The 25,183-nt window shown below is 70.7% G+C and carries 18 protein-coding genes, 2 tRNA genes and 1 pseudogene; 8 read left to right on the top strand and 13 right to left on the bottom strand.

The window, feature by feature from the left end; genetic code table 11:
• The 4 genes and pseudogenes from DSY14_RS16395 to DSY14_RS16410 form a co-directional block, all read left to right on the top strand.
• A pseudogene (locus DSY14_RS16395) lies at positions 1-343 on the top strand (hypothetical protein); the annotation flags it as partial.
• A complete protein-coding gene (locus tag DSY14_RS16400) occupies positions 344-2,113 on the top strand; it encodes an ATP-binding protein (RefSeq protein WP_211717446.1) in 1,770 nt (589 codons plus the stop codon). It abuts the pseudogene before it with no gap.
• Positions 2,114-2,165: 52 nt separating this feature from the next.
• Positions 2,166-2,366: a helix-turn-helix domain-containing protein gene (locus DSY14_RS16405; RefSeq protein ID WP_211717447.1), complete on the top strand. Its 201-nt coding sequence runs from the start codon at positions 2,166-2,168 to the stop codon at positions 2,364-2,366.
• A gap of 283 nt (positions 2,367-2,649) precedes the next feature.
• Positions 2,650-3,573: a tyrosine-type recombinase/integrase gene (locus tag DSY14_RS16410; RefSeq protein WP_307851249.1), complete on the top strand. Its 924-nt coding sequence runs from the start codon at positions 2,650-2,652 to the stop codon at positions 3,571-3,573.
• 85 nt (positions 3,574-3,658) lie between these two features.
• On the opposite strand, the gene DSY14_RS16415 is transcribed toward DSY14_RS16410, so the two are convergent.
• From DSY14_RS16415 to DSY14_RS16425, 3 genes are all read right to left on the bottom strand, one after another.
• A tRNA-Thr gene (locus DSY14_RS16415) sits at positions 3,659-3,734 on the bottom strand.
• Positions 3,735-3,807: 73 nt separating this feature from the next.
• A complete protein-coding gene (locus tag DSY14_RS16420; RefSeq protein ID WP_211717449.1) occupies positions 3,808-5,367 on the bottom strand; it encodes an alpha/beta hydrolase in 1,560 nt (519 codons plus the stop codon).
• A gap of 131 nt (positions 5,368-5,498) precedes the next feature.
• A complete protein-coding gene (locus tag DSY14_RS16425; protein ID WP_211717463.1) occupies positions 5,499-6,671 on the bottom strand; it encodes a DNA polymerase III subunit delta' in 1,173 nt (390 codons plus the stop codon).
• 474 nt (positions 6,672-7,145) lie between these two features.
• On the opposite strand from DSY14_RS16425, the gene DSY14_RS16430 reads away from it, so the two are divergent.
• Both DSY14_RS16430 and DSY14_RS16435 read left to right on the top strand, forming a co-directional pair.
• Positions 7,146-7,988 (top strand): hypothetical protein, encoded by an 843-nt coding sequence (locus DSY14_RS16430; RefSeq protein ID WP_211717450.1) that lies wholly within the window; start codon positions 7,146-7,148, stop codon positions 7,986-7,988.
• 60 nt (positions 7,989-8,048) lie between these two features.
• Entirely contained in the window at positions 8,049-8,567 is a 519-nt protein-coding gene (locus tag DSY14_RS16435) for a pyridoxamine 5'-phosphate oxidase family protein (RefSeq protein WP_211717451.1), read from the top strand.
• Between the two features lie 59 nt (positions 8,568-8,626).
• Here DSY14_RS16435 and tmk read toward each other — a convergent pair whose 3' ends face one another.
• The 6 genes from tmk to DSY14_RS16465 form a co-directional block, all read right to left on the bottom strand.
• Positions 8,627-10,735, bottom strand: coding sequence for a dTMP kinase (tmk, locus tag DSY14_RS16440; RefSeq protein ID WP_211717452.1), 2,109 nt, complete (start codon positions 10,733-10,735; stop codon positions 8,627-8,629).
• A 272-nt stretch (positions 10,736-11,007) separates the two neighbouring features.
• A complete protein-coding gene (gene topA, locus DSY14_RS16445) occupies positions 11,008-13,833 on the bottom strand; it encodes a type I DNA topoisomerase (protein ID WP_211717453.1) in 2,826 nt (941 codons plus the stop codon).
• Positions 13,834-14,498: 665 nt separating this feature from the next.
• Positions 14,499-15,794 carry a hypothetical protein gene (locus DSY14_RS16450; protein WP_211717454.1) on the bottom strand — a complete coding sequence of 432 codons (1,296 nt, stop codon included), beginning with the start codon at positions 15,792-15,794 and terminating at the stop codon, positions 14,499-14,501.
• Positions 15,795-16,115: 321 nt separating this feature from the next.
• Complete coding sequence (locus DSY14_RS16455) at positions 16,116-16,733, bottom strand: chaplin family protein (protein WP_211717455.1); 618 nt, start codon at positions 16,731-16,733, stop codon at positions 16,116-16,118.
• A 161-nt stretch (positions 16,734-16,894) separates the two neighbouring features.
• Positions 16,895-17,935: a hypothetical protein gene (locus tag DSY14_RS16460; protein ID WP_211717456.1), complete on the bottom strand. Its 1,041-nt coding sequence runs from the start codon at positions 17,933-17,935 to the stop codon at positions 16,895-16,897.
• A 214-nt stretch (positions 17,936-18,149) separates the two neighbouring features.
• Complete coding sequence (locus DSY14_RS16465; RefSeq protein ID WP_211717457.1) at positions 18,150-19,469, bottom strand: M20/M25/M40 family metallo-hydrolase; 1,320 nt, start codon at positions 19,467-19,469, stop codon at positions 18,150-18,152.
• 137 nt (positions 19,470-19,606) lie between these two features.
• Here DSY14_RS16465 and DSY14_RS16470 point away from each other — a divergent pair.
• Positions 19,607-19,694: transfer RNA gene (locus DSY14_RS16470), tRNA-Leu, on the top strand.
• A gap of 245 nt (positions 19,695-19,939) precedes the next feature.
• On the opposite strand, the gene DSY14_RS16475 is transcribed toward DSY14_RS16470, so the two are convergent.
• The 3 genes from DSY14_RS16475 to DSY14_RS16485 are packed head-to-tail and all read right to left on the bottom strand — an operon-like array spanning position 19,940 to position 22,912.
• Positions 19,940-20,875: an ArsA family ATPase gene (locus tag DSY14_RS16475; RefSeq protein WP_307851250.1), complete on the bottom strand. Its 936-nt coding sequence runs from the start codon at positions 20,873-20,875 to the stop codon at positions 19,940-19,942.
• The gene (locus DSY14_RS16480) at positions 20,866-21,147 is read right to left on the bottom strand and encodes a cory-CC-star protein (RefSeq protein WP_211717459.1); all 282 of its coding nucleotides are present in this window, start codon (positions 21,145-21,147) and stop codon (positions 20,866-20,868) included. The genes DSY14_RS16475 and DSY14_RS16480 overlap by 10 nt, the downstream gene beginning before the upstream one ends.
• A 7-nt stretch (positions 21,148-21,154) precedes the next feature.
• The gene (locus DSY14_RS16485; protein WP_211717460.1) at positions 21,155-22,912 is read right to left on the bottom strand and encodes a carbon starvation protein A; all 1,758 of its coding nucleotides are present in this window, start codon (positions 22,910-22,912) and stop codon (positions 21,155-21,157) included.
• A gap of 146 nt (positions 22,913-23,058) precedes the next feature.
• On the opposite strand from DSY14_RS16485, the gene DSY14_RS16490 reads away from it, so the two are divergent.
• A complete protein-coding gene (locus DSY14_RS16490) occupies positions 23,059-23,874 on the top strand; it encodes a hypothetical protein (protein WP_211717461.1) in 816 nt (271 codons plus the stop codon).
• Positions 23,875-24,091: 217 nt separating this feature from the next.
• Here DSY14_RS16490 and DSY14_RS16495 read toward each other — a convergent pair.
• Positions 24,092-25,183, bottom strand: a 1,092-nt coding sequence (locus DSY14_RS16495; protein ID WP_211717462.1) for a CoA transferase, incomplete at its 5' end; no start/stop codon positions are given.

Raw genomic sequence — 25,183 nt, forward strand, 5'->3', positions numbered from 1 at the left:
CGTGCTCTCCGCGATCACCACCGACGACCGACGCCGCGTCGCCTACGTGCGGGCCGCAGTGACCGGGGAGCTAGCCAGGGTTCGAGGCGCCCAACCCGGTACGCGCAACGAGAACCTCTACATCGCCGCAGCCTCGTTGGGTCAACTCGCTCGCGAGGGACTCCTGGAGACCGGCTGGATCGCCTCCGCGCTGTGCAACGCCGCCTTGGAGGCCAACACCAGCGGTGAGCCGAATCCAGCCCGCGAGATCGACGCCACGATCCGCTCCGGCCTGAACAAGGGCCTGCGCGAACCACGGCGCACCCGAACCACCACACCACGACCAGGAAGGACGGCCGCCTAGATGAGTTCCAGCGACGACAAAGACAAGAAGCCGAGCCAGGCCACCCTGTTGATCGAACTGGCCGACCGGCAGGTCGACGTCGTGGCCGGAGCCGACGGCAAGACCTACGCCGTCCGCAAGAACGGACCCAACGTCGCCTTCCCGCTCCTGCGCAAGGACGGACTGCGAGTCCAGCTCTCCCGCCAGTACTGGCAGGCACACCACTCCGTGCCCTCCCAGTCCGCGCTCACCGACGCCATCAGCGTTCTGGAAGGACGTGCCATGGACCAAGACCCCCAGGACATCCACATGCGCCTGGCCACGCGGCGCACCGAACAGGGCTCCCAGGTCGTCATCGACATGGGCACCCCGGACGGGCGGTGCGTCACCGCGGACGCGCACGGCTGGCGCATCGACCCCGTCTCTCCGGTGCTGTTCCGCCGCACCCGCCTGACCAGCCCGATGGGCGACCCCGAGCCGGCCGGCAACACCGACCGGGGTCTGGCCGCGCTGCGAGGGCTGCTCAACGTCGACGAGCCCGCGTTCCGGCTGATCGTGGGGTGGCTGGTCGCCGGGCTCATGCCCGACATCCCCCACCCCATCCTGGCCGCCAAGGGCGAACAGGGCACCGGCAAGTCCACGGCTCTGGAGATGCTGGTCAACCTCATCGACCCCTCACCGGCCCCCTTGCGGTCCCTGCCCCGCGACATCAAGACCTGGGCGACCGTGGCGAGCGCCTCCTGGGCGGTGTGCCTGGACAACGTCTCCGTCATCCCGCCGTGGCTCTCCGACACCCTGTGCAAGGCCGTCACCGGTGACGCTCTGGTCGACCGTGCCCTGTACTCCGACGACGACGTCAGTGTCCTGTCGTTCCGTCGTCTGCTGGCGCTCACCTCGATCGACACCGGAGCCCTGGCCAGCGACTTGAGCGAGCGCATGCTGACCGTGGAGTTCCAGCCCATCAAGGCCGATCAGCGACGCCCGCACAGCGCAGTGGCCGCCGCCTTCGCCGAAGGCGCCCCGGCCATCCGCTCCGCCCTGTTCGACGTGCTCAGCAAGATCCTCAAGGCCCTTCCCGACACCCACCTGGCCGAACTGCCGCGCATGGCCGACTTCGCCCGCATCCTGGGGGCCCTGGACCGGGTGATGGGCTGGGACACCCTGGACACCTACCTCGTGGCCTCCCAGGTCACCACCGCCGACCTGCTGGACGCCAAACCCTTCACCTCCGCCGTCGCGGACTTCGTCGACGAACGCGGTTCCTGGACCGGGTCGGTCAGCCAGCTCATGGACCTGCTGCCCGTCCCGGACCCGCGCCCCCGCTCGTGGCCGGTGGACACCACCCGCGCCGCCGGTCAACTCAAGCGCGACGCCCCGGTGCTGCGCTCGATCGGCATCACCGTCGAGGAGGCCGGCCGGGCACTCGACCGGCAGCGGCGCCAGCTCTACACCTTCACCGCGCACACCCTCGAATTCCAGCCTCCGCACGAGCACACCACCCCCAAAGAGGCCCTGAACAGCGAAAACACCACCGGACACCGGGAACCGACCCTGTGGGGTGCGGAGGCTGACGCAGGCTCAGCCTCCGCACCAGCCTCCGCACATCACCCCAGCTCAGGACCGGTAGCGGAGGCTACGGAGCCTGCGGAGGCTGAATTCCCCCAACTCTCTGAAAATGCCCGCCCCACCGAGACAGGACCCTGCGTCTCGTGCGGCAGGAGCTTCCGCCGATTCGAGCAGACCACCCACCCGCGGGTGTGCACCGACTGCGCACACCAGCACCGCAACTGACAGCACACGAAAAGGCACCGGGGCCGCACTCCCCGAGAGGAGCACCACCACCATGAGCGTTCGGGACCTGCCCAAGCGACTGTTCACCCTGACCGAGGCCGCGCACGTGCTGTCGATGGGGCGCACCCGCCTGTTCTCAGAGATCCGCACCGGCCGACTGGAAACCGTCGGGGCCGGCAAGAAACGGCGAGTGACCGCCAGCGCCATCGACGCCTACATCGACCTGCTCACCATCGAGGCCAACGCCGCCTAACACCCCCAGGGCTGGCCCCGTTCGGGGCCGGCCCCTGACGCACAGAACAGGAGCGCACACGGGCATGGGAAGCAGGAAACCCAAAGGGCAGGCCGGGCAGGGGACGATCGGATGGGATGAGGGGAAGGGCTGCTACCGAGGTTCGATCTCGCTGGGATACACACCCTCGGGGAAGCGCCGACGCCCGGTTGTCTATGGGCAGACCAAGGAGGAAGTCCGCGATGCCCTCCAAGCGCTACGACAGGAGCATGAGACCGGCATCCGGCCGTCCCCTGGATACACAGTGGCCGACACCGTGAATGACTTCCTCAAGCGCGGCCTGAAGGGTCGAAGCGAGGGGACCGTGGCCAAGTACCGGTCTCTGGCCGCGAACAACGTCATCCCCCAACTCGGCAAGGCCAAGCTACGGAAGCTGACCGCCGATGATGTGGACGACTGGTTGGACGCACTGGCCGAACGACTGGCCACGTCGTCTCTCAAGCAGTGCCTCGACCTGCTACGCCGAGCGATCACCCACGCCCAGCGTCGCAACAAGGTGTTGCGCAACGTGGCGGAACTGGTCGACCTGCCTGAGGGGCGCGCCGGTCGCCCCAGCAAAGCGTTGAACCTGGAACAGGCCAAGGCGGTCCTGGCCGCTGCCCAGGGGAGGCGTCTGCACACCTACCTCGTGCTCTCCCTGCTGACCGGTGTGCGGACCGAAGAGGCCCGGGAACTCTCGTGGTCGCACGTCCACCTCGAACCGCCTGCGGGCACACCGCCGCACGTGGCCGTCTGGCGTTCTGTCCGTAAGGGCGGAGATACCAAGACGCGGAAGAGTCGGCGCACGCTCGCTCTGCCGGCACCTGTCGTGGTCGCGTTGAGGAACCACTGGGAGGGGCAGGAGGCCGAACGGAAGGCCGCCGGCAAGAGCTGGCCCGACACCGGTCTGGTGTTCCGCACAAGGAGCGGCGAGAAGCTGGATGTGAACAACGTGCGCCGTGACTTCCAGTCCATCGTGCGGGCCGCCGGCGTGGAAGGCTCATGGACGCCCCGAGAGCTGCGCCATAGCTTCGTGTCGCTCATGTCCGCGAGTGGAGTGCACCTGGAGGACATCGCCCGGTTGGTCGGCCATAGCAGCACCAATACGACCGAACTCGTCTACAGGAAGGAGCTGCGGCCGGTGATCATGGAGGGGGCCGACGTCATGAGCAACCTGTTCGCCGACTAGGCCACTGGTCACCCTTTTGGTAACCCCGCGACGCCCAACGAAGAACGCCACCCCATGTTGGGGTGGCGTTTTCGCTGTTCCTGGGTGGAGCCGCCTATCGGAATCGAACCGATGACCTATTCATTACGAGTGAATCGCTCTGCCGACTGAGCTAAGGCGGCACACCGCCACGCGTCATGCGTGGCGAAGCAGGAACCAGTCTAACCCCTCCGACGAGTGGGACGAACCGCCTTCTCAGCCGGCCAGGTGCGGCGCACAGGCCATCCCGTCCTCGGGCACGGTCAGCTCCAGGAGGTAGTCGTCCACGATCTCGTCGACGCACTCGTCGCCCATCCGGTAACCGGTGTGTCCGTCACCGTCCCTGGTGAGCAGGAAGGCGGACTCCAGCTGCTCGGCGAGCGACTCGGACCAGGCGTAGGGGGTGGCGGAGTCGCGGGTGGTGCCCACCACCATGATCGGGTCGGCACCGGCGCCGGTGAGTTTGGTGGTGGGTGCCACCGCCTCCTCCGGCCAGAAGGCGCAGGGCAGGGCGCCCCAGGCCAGCATCGGGCCGAAGACCGGGGACTCTTCCCCCGCGGAGGCGGCCGCCTCCGCGTAGGCCTCCACGTCGCGCGGGGCCGGGGAGTCGGAGCAGTTCACCGCGGTGAGCGCGGCGGTGGAGTTCTCGTACTCGGCCAGGTCCGCGCGCCCGTACAGGTCGTCGCCCAGCAGCAACAGTCCGGTGCCGTCGCCGCCCTCCATGGCGTCGGTGAGCGCCTCGCGCACACGCGGCCACCAGTTCTCGGTGTACAACGCGGCCAGCACCCCCAACTCGGCCCGGGCCCGGTTGACCTCGCGACCGTCGTCGGTGGTGGTCTCCAACGGCTCCGTCGCGGCCTCCCCCAGGAACGTCTCCAGGACGGCGATGCCCTGGTCGACGGTGTCGCCCGGGGTGCCCAGCGGACAGTCGGGGCGGGTCAGGCAGTCCTCGACGAAGGACCGCAGCGCCGTCTCGAACCCGGTGGCCTGCTGCACGCTCACGCTCAACTGGTCCTGGGAGGGGTCGACCGCGCCGTCCAGGACGAGCGCCCGCACGCGGTCGGGGAACTGCTCGGCGTACTGCGCGCCGATGTGGGTGCCGTAGGAGGCGCCCAGGTAGGTGAGCCGTTCATCGCCGAGGAGCGCGCGCAGGAGGTCCATGTCGCGGGCCACATCGGCGGTCCCGACGTTGCGCATGAGGTCGGGGGCGTTCTCCTCACAGGCCTCGACGAACCCGCGGCCGCCCTCCTCGATCTGGGCCAGGCCCTGCGGGCTGAGGTCGGCCAGGTCGTCGGCGCCGTCGTCCGCGCCGTAGTCGGTACCCAGGAACTCGTCGATCTCCTCGGCGTCCAGACAGGTCAGCGGGGTACTGCGACCCACACCCCGAGGGTCGAACCCCACCACGTCGAAGCGTTCACGGACCGCCTCGCTCAGGGTGTAGGGCGTGTGGTCGACGAAGTCGTGACCGGAACCCCCCGGCCCTCCGGGGTTGACCAGCAGGGACCCCAGCACCTCGTCGCCGGTGGCCGGGACCCGCTTGACCGCGATCTCGATCCGCTCACCGTCGGGCTCGTCGTAGTCCAACGGCACCTCGTAGACCGCGCACTCGCTGTCGGGCAGGCCGCTGTCGCACTCCCGCCAGTCGAGTTCCTGCCCGGCGAGGTCCACGGGACCCGTGGTCCCGTCATCACCGGCGTCCTCCTCGCCGGTGGTGCAGCCGGCGACCAGCACCACCGCACCGAGCAGCGTCGCCCCTACCCGCACCCTCAACCCCACCCGAATCCGCCTCCACTCGTTCGACACGTCGCGTCCCGATTGTCGCGGACCGTGCCGCGCGCCCGTACCCACCCCCTCCCGCCGCGGTCCCGCGGCGGGTCGTCGTCCGGTGGGGCGGCCGGTGGGGTCGATCAACCGGTCAACAGGGCGGAGGTCATGGCCTCCATGGCGATCTGCGGGTGCACGTTCGCGGCGATCCGCTCCCGGCACGTCATGATCGCGTCGATCCGGCGCAGCGTGGCCTCGGGAGAGCCGGAACGGGCGATCCGTTCCAGGTCGCCGGAGCGCTCCGCGGTGGACAGTTCCACGGTCGCGCCCAGTTGGAGCGCGAGGACGTCGCGGTAGAAGGCGGCCAGGTCCAGCAGGGCGCGGTCGTAGGAGTCGCGCTTGATCCGGGTGGCTCTGCGCTTCTGCCGTTCCTCCAGGTCCTTGAGGGCCCCCGCGGCGCCGCGGAGCGCCTTGGCCACGCCCTTGCCCGTGGAGCCCTCACCGAAGGCGGCCTTGAGCTCGTCCTTCTCCTTCTCGTTCAGGGCGGTGGTGAGCGCCTTGGACTCGGCCTCGGCGATCTCGTACAGCCGCGCCGCGGCGGTGACGCAGGAGCCCAGCCCGTCCAGTCCGGCCGGGATGGACAGGACCTCCTCACGACGGCGACGCGCCTCGGGGTCCGTGGCCAACTGCCGTGCCCGGTCCACACGACCGGCGGCGGCCCGTGCGGCGGCCTCCGCGGTGACGGTGTCCACGCCGTCCCGGCTCACGAGGGACTCGACGATGCGTCGGGTGCCGGGGGTGGCCAGGGTGACCAGACGGCAGCGGGAGCGGATCGTGATGAGCAGATCGTCCGGTGTGGGGGTGCACAACAGCCACACCGTCCGCGGTGAGGGTTCCTCCACCGCCTTGAGGAGCGCGTTGGAGGCCGCTTCGGTGGCGCGGTCGGCGTCCTCGAAGAGCACGATCCGGAAGTTGCCGCCCGAGGGCTTGGAGCCCGCGCGCAGCACGAGGTCGCGGGTGGCCGCCACACCGAAGCTCAGTCCGCTGGGGCGCACGTAGAGCACGTCCGGGTGGGTGCCGGCCAGGACCTGGTGGCAGGAGTCGCAGTGGCCGCAGCCGCCGTCGGCGCACTGCAGGGCGGCGGCGAAGGCGCGCGCGGCCTCCTCCCGGCCCGAGCCGGGCGGACCGGTGAACAGCCAGGCGTGGGTCATGCCGGCGCCGCGGCCCCCGGCGAGGAGGTCGGCGGCGCCCCGGACCGCACGCTCCAGACCGGCGGCGGCCACTTCCTGGCCGACGAGGTCGTCGAAGACCGTCACGCGCTCCCCCATCCACGGGCCCATTGGTTCGGCCTCCAGGATAGGAGCCGTCACCGACACCCGAACCGTTTTCCACAGGACCGTTCCCGTGGGCCCTCCACGCGCCCTCCGTGGGCACGGAGGCCGTCGTCCCCGCCCGCTCCGTCGCCCGTCCGGGACGGAGCGGAGCGCAACGCCCACGCGCGTCGGTGGACGCTCCGGGCGACGTCCGGACGACCAGGACGGTCGGGGCTCCCGTCCTCGCGACGGGGCGGAGGACGGTGCCCGTTCCACTGAACCCCCGTGGGCGCCACGAGCGGTGCGGGACGCCCACGAGGCGTCGGCGCGGAGCCTCCGGTCGGGACGGGGCGCCCGGACGTCCACTGCGGTCGCCCTCTCCCACTCCGAGCCCCACCCACCGACCGACCCGACCTTCCGACCGCTCCGCGACAATGGAGACCTCCACCCTCCCCCTGAGAGTCAAGGAAGTCACCGATGACACCTCCCGGTCCCCCGTTCGCGGTCCAGCCCCCGCCCTCCCAGGAGGGCCTGTCCCTGGGAGCGAAGATCGCCCTGGTCGCCGCGGGTCTGGGCACGCTCTTCCTGGTCCTCGCCACCGTGGCCACCTTCCTGTGGTCGGGCCCGGACGACTCCGCGGCCCCGTCCACTCCGGCGGAGGAGGACACTGAGCAGGCGAACATCGAAGAGGTGCCATCCGCGGAGAACGTCGAGGAGGCGCCGTCCGCGGCGAGTGTCGAGGAGGGCCCCGGCACTCCTCCGGACTTCCCCGAACCCGAGCACCTGTCGAGTTCCGGCACGGGCGACACCGCCGTGGACCTCGGGGAGCCCTTCTCCGACCCCCGTATCATCGCCCTCAGCCACGAGGGGGAGGGCGAGTTCGCCGTCTGGTCGCAGGGGCCCGAGGACGAGAGCATGCACCTCGTCCACGGCGGGGAGGGCCCCTACGAGGGCCGGATCCTGTTCCGGCCGTTCCTCCACGACGAGACCGCCGTCCTGCACGTCACCGCCGACGGGGCCTGGGAGTTCACCGTGGAGCCACTGACCGCGGCGACCCCGTGGTACGCCTCCGACACCGAGTTCTCCGGCGCCGGGGACGAGGTCCTCCAGTTGCTGTGGGACCCCGAGGAGATGGCCGAACTGGAGGCCGCCCACCACGGCTCGAGCATCTTCACGGTGCGGGGCCTGGCCATGGACGACACGATCGACCCGATGTTCTACGAGATCGGTCCCTCCGAGGGGAGCGAGCACCTGCGCGAGGGCACGGTCCTGTTGGAGGTCTCCGCCGAGGACGACGCCGAATGGATGCTCACCCGCTGACGCCGATGAGTTCTCCCCCCGCCCCGGGTCTGCCCTGAGAAGACCCGAGGAGGAGACATCATGAACGTGACCGTCCCCGTGACCGACCTCTGTCCCGAGTTCGGCTCGCCCGGCGCCGACCCCGTCCCCTGGGAACGGGCCCGCGCGCTGCTCGCCGACGCCCCTCTGTACCGCGTCACCACGGTGCGCCCGGACGGACGACCCCACATGACGCCCCTGCTGGGCGTGTGGGCGGAGAACGCCGTCTGCTTCTGCACCGGCCCGCGGGAACGCAAGGCGCGCAACCTGGCCGTGGACCCCCGCTGTCTCATGAGCGTCGGGGACGACCGTCTGGACGGGGCGCCCGAGATCGTCGTGGAGGGCACCGGCGTTCCGGTGGAGGACCCCGACGCGCTCGACCGGATCGCCCAGGCCTACGAGGACAAGTACGGGCCGGCGGTCACCGAACCCACGGGGACCTGGTTCGGGCTGGCCGGCGCAGTGCGCGGGGCCGAGCTCCTGGTCGTACGGGTCGTCCCGATCCGCGCCTTCGCGTTCGGCAAGGCCCCGGTGTTCAGCCAGACCCGTTACACGTTCTGACCGTGTCCGTGACACGACGAGGGCCCCTCACCGTGGGGTGAGGGGCCCTGTCCGCCGGGCTACTCCGGCTTGATCACCGGGATCATCCCGGTCACGGCCTCGGAGCCGGCGTCGACCGGGTCCGGCAGCAGCGGGCGCACCCGCCGCTGGATCTCCCGCGCGACCTTCTCTCGCGGTTCGTTCGCGTCCAGCACCAGGTAGCGATCGGGGTGGGCCTCGGCGAGCGCGCGGAACCCCTTCCGGACGCGCTCGTGGAACTCGGTCGACTCCGACTCGATGCGGTCGGCGGGGCCGCCCAGCCGCGCCAGTCCGTCCTCGGGGCGCACGTCCAGCAACACCGTGAGGTCCGGCACCAGCCCCTGGGTGGCCCAGTCGCTGATCTCCTCGACGTCGGTCACCGCGAGGTCGCGTCCGGCGCCCTGGTAGGCCAGCAGGGAGTCGACGTAACGGTCGCTGATCACCACGGCGCCGCGGCGCAGCGCCGGAAGGATCTCCTGCTCGACGTGGTCGGCCTTGTCCGCCGCGTACAGCAGCACCTCGGCGCGGTCGGTGATGTGCGAGTTCTCGCGGTCCAGCAGGATGCCGCGCAGGCGCATGCCCAGCTTGGTGGCGCCGGGCTGTCGGGTGCCCAACACCTCGAAGCCCTGGTCGCGCAGCCACACCGTGAGGTCACGGACCTGGGTGGACTTGCCGGCGCCCTCACCGCCCTCCAGCACGATGAAGGTTCCGGGGACGTCCGACTCCTCGGCCTCCTCGGCGCGGGGGTCGACCCCGCGCAGGGCGGCGAACAGCTCCGGCAGCAGCCCGGGGCCGGCCTCGGGGTCCTCGGTGTTGGCCTGGCGGTGGGCGACGATCGCCAGGACCAGCGCCACGAGGCCGCCCGCCATGAGGACCAGGCCGGTGCCGTAGAGGGAGTAGGTGATCGGCCCACCGAGCGGGATCTCGTGGTCGCCGGCGAACCCGGCGATGATCGGGGCCAGGACGGCCGCGGTGAGCAGCGCGATCCGGCCGGTGGCGTGCAGGAGGGCGAACGCGGCCTCACGCCGGTCCTCCTCGACCTCCACGTTGATGAGCCGGGTGCCGATGGCCCAGGTCAGACCCGCGCCCAGACCCATGACGAACACCAGGACGGCCGACAGGACCATGTCGGTGACGGCACCGGCGAAGAACAGCGACAGCGCGGCCAGGATCACCGACAGGCCGAGGAAGCGTCGGCGGCTGAACTGCTTGAGGACCCGCGGTGCGGCGACCAGGCCCAGACCCAGGCCCAGGAAGAGCGCGGCCACCAGGACGCCGAAGCCGGCGTTGCCGGCACCGAGGTTCTCCACGTGCGGGCGTCCCGCACCGATGATCAGACCACCCGCGGCGCCGGTGACGGCGAGCGCGATGAGCACGCCCCGGGTGAGCGGGCCCGTGCCCACGGCCCCACGGCCCGCGCCGAGCGCGCGCATCAGCACGGCGTCCCGGTTGGGGCTCAGCGAGGACTTGGCCACGGTGTGCTTGGGCAGCGGCAGCCGGACGACGACGATCGCGGCCACGAAGAAGGTGACGGCGTTGAGGTAGAGGGCGACGTCCGCGGCGGGGTCGGCCATCGACGGGACCAGCGCGCCCAGGAGGTTGCCGATCGAGGCGAGGGCCGCGAAGAGCAGGGCCGCGACGGGGGCCGCGCCGTAGGTGGCCAACAGGGTGAGCCGGTCGGCCTGGCCCTGCATGCGCTTGGGGACGAGGCCGACGATCGTGGCGTCGCGCGCGGGTGTCCAGAACAGGGCCACGATCTCCGCGAGCAGGCCGGCGATCAGCAGCCACTGCAGCGCGAACCCGGGGACCAGCAGACCCATGACGGGGATGGACACGTACAGCAGGCCGCGCAGGACGTCGCCGCCGACCATCGTCCAGCGTCGGTCCAGGCGGTCGGCCACCGACGCGGCGAGGGGGCTGAGGAGTACCGCGGGCGCCAGCTTGATGGTGAGGACCGCGGCGACCACGAGGTACTGGACGAGGGCGGAACCCTCGGAGGTGAAGATGACCGCGAGGGACACCAGGGCCAGCAGGCTCAGCCAGTCACCCAGGCTGGACAGGGAAAGCGAGACCCACAGCCTTCGGAAGGGTGTGATCGCGAGGACGTTCTGCGCCTCGGCCGGCGCTCCCAGGGGTGCAGATCTGCTCATAGCGCTCAAGATTATCGATCAGGGGGAGAGGGACCGACAGGCGTCGGTCGCCTGTCCGGGGATTCGGGGGAGGCCTCCGAGGATCACGCACGTTTTCGTGTCCCCGTCGGTCCCACACAGCGTAGTACGGAAGATCATTCCCCGACAGGGGATGAGGTTCCGTCTGCGTCACGAAACGAAGCGGACCGCCCACCCGCGCGCCTTCCCCCGGATGGGGAGACACGGGTGGACGGCCGACCGGTACGGGCGTCACGGCCCGGGACGGTCCCGGTTCACTCGCCGGCGGAGGTCTTCGGCTCACCGGTCTTCTTGGCGGCGGGCTTGCGCGTCGTCGCCTTCTTGGTGGTGGTCGTCGTCTTCTTCGCCGTGGTCTTCTTGGCGGGGGTCTTCTTCGCCGCCGTCTTCTTGGCGGGCGCCTTCTTCTTGGCCGGCGCCTTGGCGCGGCGTTCGGCGAGCAACTCGACGGCGCGCTCGTCCGTGATGGACTCGACCTCGTCGCCCTTGCGCAGGGAGGCGTTGGTCTCCCCGTCGGTGACGTAGGGGCCGAACCGGCCGTCCTTGATCACCATCTTGGCGCCGCTCTCCGGGTCCTCGCCGAGCTCGCGCAGGGGCGGGGCCGCGGCGCGGCGACCGCGCTGCTTGGGCTGGGCGAAGAGCGCCTCGGCCTCCTTGAGGGTGACCGTGAACATCTGCTCCTCGTTCTCCAGGGAGCGACTGTCGGTGCCCTTCTTCAGGTACGGGCCGAAGCGACCGTTCTGCGCGGTGACGTCCTCACCGTCGAGCTGTCCCACCACGCGGGGCAGGGACAGCAGGCGGAGCGCGTCCTCCAGGGTGACCGTGTCCAGGTCCATGCTCTTGAGCAGCGAACCGGTGCGCGGCTTGACCTTGGCCTTGGCCTTGCTCTTGGGCTTGCTCTCGCCCTCGGCCTCCTCCGGGTCGGGGATGACCTCGGTGACGTAGGGGCCGTACCTGCCCGACCGGGCCAGGACGGTGCGCCCGGTCTCGGGGTCGACGCCGAGTTCGCGGTCGCCGCTGGGCTGGGCGAACAGTTCCTCGGCCTTGTCCGGGGTGAGCTCGTCGGGGGCCAGATCCTCGGGCACGTTGACCCGGTTGCCGTCACGGTCCAGGTAGGGGCCGAAGCGCCCGACCCGGAGCACGATGTCGGTCCCGGGCAGCGGCAGGGAGCTGACCTCCTTGGGGTCGATCTCGGACAGGTGGTCGCCCACCAGTTCCTTGAGCCCAGTCTCGTCCTGGCCCTCGGGGGTCCGGCCGCCGAAGTAGAAGCGTCGCAGCCACGGCAGGCTCTCGGTCTCACCGCGGGCGATGTCGTCGAGGACGTCCTCCAGTCGCGCGGTGAACTCGTAGTCCACCAGGTTCCCGAAGTGACGTTCCAGGAGCTGCACCACGGCGAAGGCGAGGAAGGACGGCACCAGGGCCGTGCCCTTCTTGAACACGTAGCCGCGGTCCAGGATGGTGCCGATGATGGCGGCGTAGGTGGAGGGGCGGCCGATCTCCCGCTCCTCCAGCTCCTTGACCAGCGTGGCCTCGGTGTAGCGCGCCGGCGGCCGGGTGCTGTGCCCCTCGGCCTCCAGGCTCTGCGCCTTGACCGGGTCCTCCTCGCTGAGCGCGGGCAGGCGGCGCTCACGGTCGTCCAGGTCGGCGGCGGGGTCGTCCGAACCCTCGACGTAGGCCTTGAGGAACCCGTGGAAGGTGATGACCTTGCCGCTCGCGCTGAACTCGACGACCTCGCCGTCGCTGGAGGTGCCCTCGATACGCACGGTGACGGACTCACCGACGGCGTCCTTCATCTGGGAGGCGACGGTGCGCTTCCAGATGAGCTCGTAGAGGCGGAACTCCGGGCCCTTGAGGCCGGTCTCGGCGGGGGTGCGGAAGGTGTCGCCGGCCGGGCGGATGGCCTCGTGGGCCTCCTGGGCGTTCTTGACCTTCTTGGCGTACACGCGGGGGCGGTCCGGCAGGTAGTCGCCGCCGTAGAGGCGTCGCACCTGGTCACGGGAGGCCTTGACGGCGCTGTCCGACAGCGTGGTGCTGTCGGTGCGCATGTAGGTGATGTACCCGTTCTCGTACAGCCGCTGGGCGACCTGCATGGTCTGCTTCGCGGACAGGTTGAGCTTGCGGGAGGCCTCCTGCTGGAGGGTGGTGGTGCGGAACGGCGCGTACGGCGAACGCCGGTAGGGCTTGCGCTCCACCGAGGACACCGTGAAGCCGGCATCGGCCAGGCGTGCGGCCAGTCCGCGGGCGGTGGCCTCGTCGAGGTGGCGCACGTCGCGGTCGGTGCGGATGGCGCCCTGGGGGGTGAAGTCGCGGCCGGTGGCGATGCGCTTGCCGTCGACCGACTGCAGGGTGGCCGGGAAGGTGGCGGGGCCGTCGTCGACCGCTCCCGCGGCGTCGAAGACCGCCTTGAGGTCCCAGTACTCGGCGGAGGTGAAGGCCATCCGCTCGCGCTCGCGCTCGACCACCAGACGGGTGGCCACGGACTGCACCCGGCCCGCCGACAGCTTCGGCATGACCTTCTTCCACAGCACGGGTGAGACCTCGTAGCCGTAGAGACGGTCCAGGATGCGCCGGGTCTCCTGTGCGCTGACCAGGCGGGTGTTGAGGTCGCGGGTGTTGTTCGCGGCGTGCCGGATGGCGTCCTTGGTGATCTCGTTGAAGACCATCCGACGGACGGGGATCTTGGGCTTGAGCTCCTCGCGCAGGTGCCAGGCGATGGCCTCGCCCTCACGGTCCTCATCTGTGGCGAGCAGGAGTTCGTCGGCCTCGGCCATGAGCTCCTTGAGCTTCTTGACGTGGGCCTTCTTGTCGGTGTTGACCACGTAGAGCGGTTCGAAGTCGCCGTCGACGTCGACACCGAGCCGCGCCCAGGACTCCCCCTTGTACTTGGCGGGGATCTCCGCGGCCTTGGTCGGCAGGTCACGGATGTGGCCGATACTGGACTCCACGACGTAGCCGCGCCCCAGGTAACCGGCGATGGTCTTGGCCTTGGCCGGTGACTCGACGATGACGAGAGCGGTCCCCGCCCCTTGGCTTCCGTTGTCCTTCGAGCCGTTCTTGCCGGCGCTGCCCTTCGTGGGTGGCACGCTGTTTTCCCCTACGTCTAGCCTTACGTGTTCTGTCGGCCGCGGTCCTTCGGCTCCCGTGAGAACCGACAGTAACCGAACTCCAGGCATTCCCCCGTCGGTGAGCGGACCGGGTCGGCCGCACCCGGGTTCGGTCCGTCGTCGCTTCGACGCCCTCACACCCACCGGCTCCCGCAGAATAAGCGGTCACCGGACCGGTGGCGGCCCATACCGTGCGTTCGTGACCGTGGTGGCCCTCTCCCTCGGCCCGTCAGGGGCTCTGACGAGCACCCTGAACACCCCGACGTAGTGACTTGCGTCACATTTATGGACGGCGGGGTGTTCTGCTTCCTGAATGCGGCGAGTCCTCCCGGATATTCCCGGGAGGACTCGACTCGTATGCGCGAACCGGTGGTCGTCACCTCCACTCCCCCGCAGTCCACCGCGTTCCTCACGGAACGGGAGTGCGGAGGCGACTTCCCCGACTCGATCCTGCACGGCGCCTGTGCGCCGCTCGCGGGCGTGGTGTTCCCCGGCCACCGACCGCCGCCCCGCCTCGGGAGGTGTGCGCCCACCGCAGTCCACCGCGTTCCTCACGGAACGGTGGGGCACACTCCCTCGGTCGGGCGGGTGACCGTGTCCGGATCACACCCCCCGCTCGGGTCCTCGACGGACCCGGCTTCGTCCTAGAGGCCGACGCCCGCGGCGCCCAGCAGGTCGCCCACGGGGTCGACCTGGGGCACCTCGGTGGCCTCGGGCAGCTCGTCGGCGCGCTCCGGAGCGTGCTCGGCCACGGCGTGGTCGGCGGTCTCGCTCAGGTCGTAGCCGACGGGCAGCATCTCGGAGACGGGGATCTCGGGCAGGCTGTCGACCACCGGAGCGCTCTCCAGCGCGGAGGACTGGGCCTCGGTCTCGGCGCTCTGGTGCACCACCTTGGCCTCGTCACCGGTGGAGGAGGCGCCCGCGACACCGGCCACGGCGCTCACGGCGTTGCCCGCGACGTTGACGGGAACGTCCGCGTCGGCCACGAGCTGGTTGCCACCGACCGCCGAACCGTTGCCGGAGGTGTGGATGTCGCGCTCGACGTCCTTGACCGTCGCACCGGTGTCGGTGGCCGCGGCACCGGCCACGCCGCCCACGGCGCCGACCGCGTTGCCCGCGACGTTCACGGGAACGTCGAGGTCACCGACGAGCTGGTTGCCGCCGACCAGCGAACCGTTGCCGGAGGTCGCGATCGACTGGTGCTCGCGGACCGGAGCCGACTGACGCAGCACGCCGGCGTCGACACCGGAGGTGTCGGGCAGGATCTGGGCGTTCTCGGTGACCTCGGTGACCAGGTCCGTCGCGGTGAGCGGCGCGGACTGGTGCTCCACGGGGGCGCTCTGGTGGTCGCGCACGATCGCGTCGGCGTCGGTCGCCGCCGCACCGGCCACGCCACCGACGGCGCCGACCGCGTTGCCGGACACGTTCACGGGAACGTCGAGGTCGCCGACGATCTGGTTGCCGCCGAGCAGCGAACCGTTGCCGGAGGTCGCGATCTCGGGGTCGTCGTACTTGTGGCCGTGGCCGGCCTCGTGCAGGACCTTGGAGTCGCTGGCGGTGCTGGAGGCACCCGCGACGCCGCCGACGGCGCCGACCGCGTTGCCCGTGACGTTGACCGGGATGTCACCGTCGATGACCAGCTGGTTGCCGCCGAGCACGGAACCGTTGCCGGAGGTGTGCACCTCGTTGTGGTGGTGGTCGATCACCTTGGCGTCGCTGCCGGTGCTCGAGGCACCCGCGATGCCGGCGACGGCGCCGACCGCGTTGCCGGTCACGTTGACCGGGACGTCGCCATTGACGACGGCCTGGTTGCCGCCGAGCAGCGAACCGTTGCCGGAGGTGGCCGCGTCGCTGTCGGCCAGGGCCACGCCACTGCCCAGGGCGACGAAGCCCGCGGCCATGAGCACGGTCTTCGCAGAGGTTCCAGCCCACTTACGCATGTGGGAAGTCCTTTCGAGAGAACGAGTGAGTGAGAAGGTGTTGTGCATGGGGCCACAGGCCGTTCCACACCCCTGGGTGGGGCATGGGCCTTCGGCCAAGGCCGGGGATCATCCGGACGGCTCCGCACCTGGGCGGTGCGTCTTCGTCTGGCTGTCGGGTGCGTTCACGTCGCGTCTGCGCTGGCTGCGCACTGACGTCCACACCCCGTCGACCAGCTCCGCTCTGGGTGAGCGGCGGCTGACGTGAACCCCGAGCACAAGGCCGTGGCCGGTGCTGCGGGACTCGCGTCAACCCCCGGGCCCGGGGGCCCGGGAAGCCGATCAGGCCCGTGCCCTGCGGCGCCGGCCGAAGAGGATCAGGCCGATCCCCGTGGCGACCGCGAGCACCGCGGCGGCGGCCAGGCCGGTCAGAGCGCTCTGGTCCGCGCCGGTGAGGGCGAGACGGCTCTCGTCCGCGGGGGCCTGGGCCGGGTCGGAGGCCGCGACCACGAGGTCCTCGGTCCGCTCGGAGGCCTCGTCCGAGGGGGTGCCGGAGGGCTCCGGGGAGGGCTCCTGAGTGGGCTCCTCCTCCACCTCCTCGTCGATCTGCCCCTCACGCTCCTCCTCCGGCTCCTCCGCCGGGGCCTCCTCCTCGGGGGTCTCCGTGCCGGGCTCCTCCGGGTCGTAGCCGTCCCGGTCACCGTCCGGCTTCTCACCGGGGCCGGGCTCGGAGACCTCGGCCTCTCCGTCGACGCAGTCGGCGCCGGCGAGACCGAGCACCGCGATGGCGTTGCCGCAGAGGTTGATGGGCGCGTCCACGTCGGCGCCGATCTGGTTGCCTCCGCCGATCGAACCGTTGCCGCTCGTGGCGATGTCGGCGTGGGCGGTGCCGTAGGCGGTGGTGGCGAGGAGGCCGGCGGCCAGCAGGGCCGCGACGCGGGTGTGGGTGTTCTGGGTCATCGGGTCTCGTGTCCTTTGGTCGACAAGGAGGTCTGTCTGCCACTTGTGGACCACGGACGGTTCCCGGCATGAAGCCCGGGAGTATGCACGCCCACCTCGACATCGGTGGAGCGGCTGTGCGCGAGGCGCACCGACCGGCCGCGGTCCCTTACGGGAAGCGGCTAGTCGGGAGAGAAGGAGGGGTCGTCCGCGGCGTCGCGCACGACCAGGGTCGGGTCGCCGGGAAGGGCGACCCGCTGGGCCCGGAGCACCATGTGGCCGGACCGGTTCATGAGGAACCCGGCGGCACCGGGAGCCGGGAAGGACGGGGCCGACGCACCGGTGGCGTCAGGACCCGGCTGGTGGTGGGAACCACCGGCGATGAGACGGATGCGCTCGGCGTCGTCGCTCTCCTGGGCGGTCTGCCCGGCGACGGTCCGTGCCGCCTCCGCGGCCACGCGCAATCCGGTCTCGGTCACATGGGCGGGCACACCGTGATCGACGTGCGGGCGCCCCCGGCCGGACTCCTCGTCCTCGTCCTCGCGCTCGTCGGCGTCGGAGCCGCGGACGGAGGAGGTGGCGGGGTCTTCCGTGCCGCCGAGGAGCGGCAGGCCCAGCGGGCCGCCGGACTCGGTGACCGAGTCGATGCCGGTGTGACCGACGGACTCGGCGAGCCCTTCGGTGACACCGTCGACGAGCGTCCCCTCACGCAGGGACTCGTCGGTGGCCTTCACCACGTCCTTACCGGTGCGGGCGACCCCGTCGACGAGGCCCGAGGCCCCGCGCGTGGTCTCGTCGACGACCTGTGCGGTGTCGTTCACCGCGGTGTCGGCGACGGAGCCGATCGTGGTCTCCCGCAGGGTCGCGGAGACACCGCTGTCCTCCAGGGCGCTCGCGGGAAGCGAGGACGCCTGTGTGACGGCGGTGTCGGCGACGGCCTCCGTGGAGGCGGCGGCGCGGTTCGCGGTCTCGGTGACCCGGCCCTGCCGGATCTCCTCGGTCGCGGCCTGGCCGGTGCGTTCGGCGGACTCCCCGACGCCCAGGACACTGTCGACGAGCCCACCGGACTCGGCGCCGGTGTCACTGTGCGCGACACCGATACCGCCGGCGATCCACGCGACGGCGACGATTCCGGACAGGAGCAGCAAACGGGCGCAGGCACCACGGGCATTGCGAGCAGCGCGACTGGTCGACACCAGCCACTCTCGGCTCGCGAGCACCATGGATGCCCCCTTGTCTGACTGCTACTGGACGGTCCCGCGCGGCAACGTCACCCGCGGTCGGACGTTCGGGTCCCCCGAAAAGACGAGAGCACCGTCGAACTGAAAGCAACTGTAACATCACGCTGAGTCATCATGGAGGGAAAAACGAACCGCCCCAAGAAATTCTCGGAGCGGTTCGTCCGGTTTCGCAGGCGTTCGCCCGGAAGAATTCCGGTCAGCTCATGTCGAGGAATCGGTCAAGAACCCGAACGCCGAAACGCAGACCGTCCACCGGGACGCGCTCGTCCACCCCGTGGAACATGCCGGCGAAGTCCAGCTCCGGCGGCAGCTTGAGCGGGGAGAACCCGTAGTTGCGGATCCCCAACCGGGAGAAGCTCTTGGCGTCGGTGCCCCCGGACAGGCAGTACGGAACGGCCTTGGCCCCCGGGTCCTCCGCCAACAGCGACTCCGACATCGCCGAGACCAACCCTCCGTCGAAGGAGGTCTCCACCGCCGGCAGGTGGTGGATGAACTCCCGGGACACCTTCGGGCCGAGGAGCTCGTCCACCTTGGCGAAGTACGCGTCCTCGGTTCCCGGCAGGAAGCGCCCGTCCACCTGGGCCGTGGCCTCACCCGGGATGACGTTGGCCTTGTAGCCGCCGCCCAGCACCGTCGGGTTCAGGGTGTTGCGCAGGGTGGCGCCGATCATCTTCGCGATCGGACCCAGCCGCGCCACGGTCGCGTCGACGTCCTTCTCGTCGAAGGGGATCCCGAACTCCTCGCAGATCTCCTCCAGGAAGGTCCGCACCGTCGGGGTGAGCTGCACCGGGAACTCGTGCGTGCCCAGCCTGGCCACCGCGGCGGCCAGCTCGGTGACGGCGTTGTCCCGGTTGGTCATCGACCCGTGCCCGGCGGTGCCGCGCGCGGTGAGCTTCATCCACGCGATGCCCTTCTCCGCCGTCTCCACCAGGTACAGGCGCCGGTTCTCGTTGACGGTGAACGAGAACCCGCCCACCTCGCTGATGGCCGCGTCGCAGTCCGCGAACAGTTCGGGGTGCTCGTTCACGAGGTACTGGGCGCCCCAGGTACCGCCGGCCTCCTCGTCGGCGACGAAGGCCAGGACCACGTCGCGCGGAGGACGACGCCCCTCGCGCAGGCGCTGCCGCATCATGGCCAGCACCATGGCGTTCATGTTCTTCATGTCGACCGCGCCGCGCCCCCACACGCAGCCGTCGGCGACCTCGCCGGCGAACGGGTGGTGCGTCCAGTCCTCGGCCGCGGCGGGCACCACGTCGAGGTGCCCGTGGACGAGCAGCGGCGGACGGCTGGAGTCCTCGCCCGTGATCCGCGCCACCACACTGCTGCGCCCGGGGTGCTTCTCGTAGATCCGCGACTCCACCCCGACCTCGTCGAGACGGCCGGCGACGTACTCCGCGGCCTTGCGCTCTCCGGGGCCGGAATGGTCCCCGTAGTTGGAGGTGTCGAACTCGATGAGCTCCCGGCACAGGTCGACGACCTCGACCTCCGCCGCGCTCAGGTCCTTGTCTTCCGTCATCTGGCTCTCCCGTCTGCCGGCCGCACCTTCTGCCCTAGACACTGTCACGGTCGACCCCCGCCGGAAAACTGGTTCTGACCCCCTCAGACCTTTGCTATGGTTGGACCTGTTCGGCGCCGCAAGCGCTGAACGCCCACGTCCGGGTGGCGGAATAGGTAGACGCGCTAGCTTGAGGTGCTAGTGGCCGTTAAGGCTGTGGGGGTTCAAGTCCCCCCTCGGACACCAACGAAAGACCCTGCATCGCAGGGTCTTTTTCGTGTTCCGGGGGTCCTTCACGGGGGCCGCTTCCACAGCGCACGGGCACCCTCTCCCCCGTTCGAGGAGACCGACGGTGCGCAGGGAACGACCACCTCGTGGCCGGCGCACCGACCTGTCTCCGAGAGGAGGGTCGGGCCGGTGGTCGGGAAGACCGCGCGTGTGCGCCGGCGGCCCCGAGAGGTTCGCGGCCCCGCCCGGGGTCCGAGGGTTCCTCAGCCGGCCGGGTGCAGCACGAGGGCGCGGAGGGCGTCGGCCCCGAGGGGTTCGCGGCCGGTCAGGGGCGACTCGACGGTGCCCTGCTCGGCGAAGCGGGTGTGGACGGCCCGCAGGATCTCGGGGTCGACTTCGGCGGGGACCTGGTTGACCACGACGGTGCCCAGGCGGAAGCCGGTGTCGGCGAGCTCCTTGGCGGCGCGGTCGGTCTCGGCCAGGACCATACGGCGGGGCACCAGGACGAGGCGGACCTCGGCGTCCTCGCGCAGACGCGTGGCCGCGCGTTCGAGCCTGCGGCGGCGGGCGTGCAGCTTCTCCAGGAGCGGATCGTCGGTGTTCTCCTGGGTTCCGCCCACCACACCGACGGCGAACCGGTCGGCGTCGACGGCGCGTTCGCGCTGCCGCGCCAGGCCTTGGACCCAGGGGGTCAGCAGCTCGGGAAGGTGGAGCAGGCGCAACAGGTGTCCGGTGGGGGCGCTGTCCACCACGAGGCGATCCCACCGTTCGGGCACCTCCTCCATGGTGGCCATGAGCAGATCGGCCAGGGCCGACTCGGCCATGCCGGGCCCGGCGGCGGCGTGTTCGAGGTGGCGGGAGACGGCGGGCAGAATCTCTCGGGGCAGGGCCCGCGCCGCGTCGTCGCCGATCCGCCGCACCCGACGGCGCAGGGCGGCGTCGGCGTCGGGTTCGCGCGCCCACAGGTTGTCGACCACCCGGACGGGTTCGTCACCGAGGGGAACGGCGAGCGCGTCACCGAGCGAGTGAGCCGGGTCGGTGGACACCAGCAGAGTGCGCAGACCCTGGTCGGCGCAGCGGAGGGCGTGGGCCGCGGCCATGGTGGTCTTGCCGACACCCCCCTTGCCACCGAAGAAGACGATGGCGGGCGCCTCGGGGGCCTGCTCCGTCCGCGCGGACCGTCGGAACCTCAACAGCACACCCCCGGTCCTCCCAGGTCGTCGTTGCCCATACGTTGGTGCCATTCGTGCAGGTCGGCGACCATGTAGGGGATCAGGTCGAGGGTCTCATAGGACACGGGGCCCTCCACTCCCAGGGTCTCCAGGAGCAGAAGGGCCCGCAGCGTGTCGTGCTGGGTGCGGGCCTCCCGGCGCACTTCCTGGCGCCACTTGGAGGTGAAGACCTCTTCATGGAAGGCCTCCAGCCTCTTCCAGGCGTCACGTACGCGGGAGAGCGCACCCAGCGGGTTCACGGTCCCTCTACTCCTTCTGGTCGGTGGTCTCGGCCGTCTCCTCGGCCTCGGTGGCCGCGGTCTGCGGCAGGGAGCGCGCGGCCCAGGCCTTGCGCAGCGCGATGGAGGCCTCGACGATCAGCCAGATCGCCAGGGCGAAGATGATGAAGTCGAGCGGCGCGAGCAGGAAGCGGTCGATGAGGTCGTCGGACCGGACGAACGCGATCAGGTTGACGATCAGCGCCCACGAGGTCATGACCAGCAGGAAGGCCAGTGGGATGAGGATCGCCAGCGGGTTGCGTCCGCGCTTGGTCACCCACACGGCGATGACGGCGAGCGCCAGGCCCGCGGTGATCTGGTTCGTGGTGCCGAACAGCTGCCACAGGGTACCGAAGGCGAAGTCGCCCGGGATGAGGGCGAGGGCCAGGGGAACGACGCTGGCGACCAGGGTCGCGGCGGTGAGGTTGCGGGCCAGCGGACGGAAACGGATGATCTCCGCGATCTCCTGGACGATGTAGCGCTGGAGGCGCACACCGGTGTCCATGGTGGTGGCGGCGAAGCTGACCACCACGACGACGGCGAAGATGACGCCGATCTCGAGCGGGACGCCGAGGTTGTTGGCGAACTGACCGACGCCCTCGACGAAGTTCCCGGTGGCGCCGGCGGAGGCCGAACCGAAGTCGCTGTAGAGACCGTTCCAGTCGGCGAGCGGCGAGGCGGAGGCGGCGACCACACCGGCGGTGCAGGCGAGGATCGAGCAGACCGCGAGCGTGCCCTCACCGGCGGCGCCCAGGTAACCGACCATCCGGGTGTCGGTCTCCTTGTCGATCTGCTTGGCGGTGGTGCCGGAGGAGACGAGGCTGTGGAAGCCGGAGATCGCACCGCAGGCGATGGTGACGAACAGCAGCGGGAACCACGGCGGCGAGTCGGCCGGGATGTCGCTGTTGATCATCGGCGCCACGATCGTGTCCCAGCCGACGATGACGCCCAGGAAGATGACGACGAAGGCCAGCATCATCTGGTGCAGGTTGATGTAGTCGCGCGGCTGCAGCAGCATCCACACCGGGATGCGGGAGGCGATGAACGCGTAGACGAACAGCAGGATGATCCACACCGTGTTGGGGGTCATCCCCATCGCCTCGGAGACGCCGGAGATGTCGATCGGGAACATCACGCCGATCGGGATGCACACGTACACCAGGGCCAGCGCGATGATCGACGGCACCAGTGCGGCGGTGCGGCGCTTGTAGACGATCTGTCCGACCGCGATCGCGAGGGGGATCTCCACCAAGACCGGGAGGACGGCGGCCGGGTAGTTCACGAACAGGTTGGAGATCACCACGGCGAACACGGCGTTGACCATGGTCAGCAGGAAGAAGATGATCACCAGGAACAGCGTCCGTGAACGCTTGCTGATGACCTCTCCGGCCAGGGTGCCGATGCTGCGGGCCTTGTGCCGCACGGACACCACGAGGGCGCCGAAGTCGTGCACACCCGCCGCGAAGACGGTGCCGAGGAGGATCCACGCGAGCGCCGGACCCCAGCCCCAGAACACGGCCACGGCCGGACCGACGATGGGTGCGGCTCCGGCCACCGAGATGAAGTGGTGGCTGAAGACGATGTGACGGTTGGTCGGAACGAAGTCGACGCCGTCTTTGTAGGTGTGCGCGGGGGTGACGTACCCCGGTTCCAGCGCGTACACCTTCTCTGCGAGGTAGCGCGAGTAGTAGCGGTAGCCGAGTGCGAACACCGCCACGGACGCGAGGAGGACGAAGGCTGCGGGCATGACCGTGGCCTACCTTCCGCAATCCTGGCCCGAGCCCGCGTGATCGTCGAACCCGGACCCTTCGCCCGGTGATCACGCCTGCTCGGACGATGGGTTAAGGTCACCAGAAATTAACATGCGACATTCTTCACTTATAAGGTCTGACCTTGAATGACCTGATCACGGTTTGGCAGCGATCCACCGTTGGGGAACTCAGCTGGATCTCCCCGTCCGGACCCACGGGCATCCCGGTGGTGCCGCTGATGCTGCGCGATCGCGTCTGCGTCGCGCTTCCCTACTCGATGGCCGACCTCGCGGACACGCTCCGTGGCGGACACGCGGCGTTCAGTGTGACCGACCAGGGGGCCGGCGGCCGGACCGCTCTGGTGGGCGTCGGGCCCGTCGACGTGGTCGAGGACCTGGAAGGCGTCGAGTTCGTGGAGTCGCTGGTGGAGCAGGAGGCGCTCAAGCATCCGCCCACCCGGCTGCGCGGGGACAGTCTCATCGCGCGCCGGGAGAACTGGTGGTGGGTACCGAGGGTGATCGTCTCGCTCACCTCGGTGGAGGACACCCACGAACTGCATCCGCGCACCCGGTCCACGGACGCGCTCCTGGTCCGCGATCGGTCCGGCCGCCCGGTCGTCGAGGTGGTCACGGCCGACCAGTGGTCCGACCACTCGGGGGCGAGCATCGACCTGTGGGCCCGCGGCGGAACGCTCCTGGAGGGAACGGATGAACCGGTGTTCACTTTTTCTCACCAGTACAGCCTCGACTTCGAGCGGTGGGAGCGCTGGTCCCGTACGGGTCGGCTCCACGGGGAGTCCCTGACGGTCGAGCAGGCCGAGGGGGCGCCCCACGGAACCGGACCCTCGGGGCCGTTGCCCCCCTACGGCCTGCTGGAACGTTACGCCAACCACCGATCTCTGGCCCGCGCGTGCCGGCGCGGCATCGCGAAGGGTGAACGGCGCCGCCCGTCCGAGTGAGACCAGCGCCCCCACGTGCTCCCCCGCTGCCCGCGCCAGAACCGGGAGAACGTGCCGCGACGACGCGGCCCGACCGCACACGGGCCGAGGAGGCCGCCGAGCGCGGCCCTGGGGAGTGGGAGACGTGCGCGCGGGCGACTGACCCCCGTGCGCGGGTGCCCGGGGTTCGAGCTCCGATCCCTGTGCACGGACCGGAGCTCACGTATGTCCCGCCGTGTCAGGGCTTCCAGGCGGCGGGGTCGGTGCCCCAGCGGGTGGCGGTGTGCGCCCAGTCCTCGGGGCCGCCCTCGTAACGCACCGGGGAGAGGGCGTACCGCAACCGCCCATAGGGCGACGGCGCCTCGGTCAGCCACTCCTCGGGGTCGTGACTCCCCTCCCCCGGGTGCGAGGCGACGATGTCGTGCAACAGCCACGACGCGGTCCCGGCCAGGGAGAAGCGCAGCCGCCGCCCACGTCCGTCGACCTGCCGGTCCGTGAGCGCCCGCAACACCCCCGCGGCCAGGAGGTAGCCGGTGCCGTGGTCCAGGGCCTGCGCGGGCAGGACACCGGGTGCTTCGTCCTCGCCCGCCTCGATCGCGGCGATGCCGGTGGCCGCCTGCACCAGGCTGTCGAAACCCCGGCGTTCCGACCACGGCCCCGACGGGTCCCAGGCGCGCAACCGGGCGACCACGAGCCCCGGACGGCGGGCGATCAGGTCCTCGGTCGCCAGTCCGCGCCGGTCCAGGGAACCGGGTCGGTAGCCGCAGACCACCACGTCCGCCGTGGCGATGAGACCTTCCAGGGTGGCGCGACCCTCCACCGAGTCCAGGTCGACCAGGGCCGAGCGTTTGCCCGGCCCGGTGTCGATGTGGCTGTCGGGGTCCTCCGGCATGCCGGTCGGGTCGATGCGCAGCACGTCCGCGCCCAGGAGCGCGAGGGTGCGGGTGGCGACGGGACCGGCGATGACGCGGGTCAGGTCCAGGACCCGCACCCCCGACGCGGGCAGCGCGGCCGGGCCCAGTCCGCGCCCACCGGCCTCCCCGCGCGGTGCGACCTCCGCCAGGGGCGGGCGTCCCCGCGCCGGGGCACCACGTTCGGGGGCCGGGGCGACCGCCACGGCCAGCCCGCCGGCGGCGTACACGCGCTCCTGAACCTCCGCGGCCGGGAGCGTGGCCAGGGTGGCGGCGAGCCTGCCCGGCAGGTCCTCGGGTCGGCCCCCGGGGTCGACGCCGAGCGCCCCGAGCAAACGCTCCCGGTGGTGGGGGTAGTTGGCGTGGGTGCGGACCCGACCGTCGGCGGCCCGCCAGAACCCGGACAGGGGGGCGAAGGG

Origin of the sequence: Nocardiopsis sp. MG754419, assembly GCF_018207095.1 — a bacterium.
Classification (GTDB): domain Bacteria; phylum Actinomycetota; class Actinomycetes; order Streptosporangiales; family Streptosporangiaceae; genus Nocardiopsis.

Bases quoted from the DNA above. Each gene is read 5' to 3' on its own strand.
- DSY14_RS16435 (WP_211717451.1), top strand. From the start codon at position 8,049: ATGAACGTGACCGTCCCCGTGACCGACCTCTGTCCCGAGTTCGGCTCG.
- DSY14_RS16430 (WP_211717450.1), top strand. From the start codon at position 7,146: ATGACACCTCCCGGTCCCCCGTTCGCGGTCCAGCCCCCGCCCTCCCAG.
- DSY14_RS16485 (WP_211717460.1), bottom strand. From the start codon at position 22,912: ATGCCCGCAGCCTTCGTCCTCCTCGCGTCCGTGGCGGTGTTCGCACTC.
- DSY14_RS16450 (WP_211717454.1), bottom strand. From the start codon at position 15,794: ATGCGTAAGTGGGCTGGAACCTCTGCGAAGACCGTGCTCATGGCCGCG.
- tmk (WP_211717452.1), bottom strand. From the start codon at position 10,735: ATGAGCAGATCTGCACCCCTGGGAGCGCCGGCCGAGGCGCAGAACGTC.
- DSY14_RS16455 (WP_211717455.1), bottom strand. From the start codon at position 16,733: ATGACCCAGAACACCCACACCCGCGTCGCGGCCCTGCTGGCCGCCGGC.
- DSY14_RS16400 (WP_211717446.1), top strand. From the start codon at position 344: ATGAGTTCCAGCGACGACAAAGACAAGAAGCCGAGCCAGGCCACCCTG.
- DSY14_RS16405 (WP_211717447.1), top strand. From the start codon at position 2,166: ATGAGCGTTCGGGACCTGCCCAAGCGACTGTTCACCCTGACCGAGGCC.
- DSY14_RS16465 (WP_211717457.1), bottom strand. From the start codon at position 19,469: ATGACGGAAGACAAGGACCTGAGCGCGGCGGAGGTCGAGGTCGTCGAC.
- DSY14_RS16460 (WP_211717456.1), bottom strand. From the start codon at position 17,935: ATGGTGCTCGCGAGCCGAGAGTGGCTGGTGTCGACCAGTCGCGCTGCT.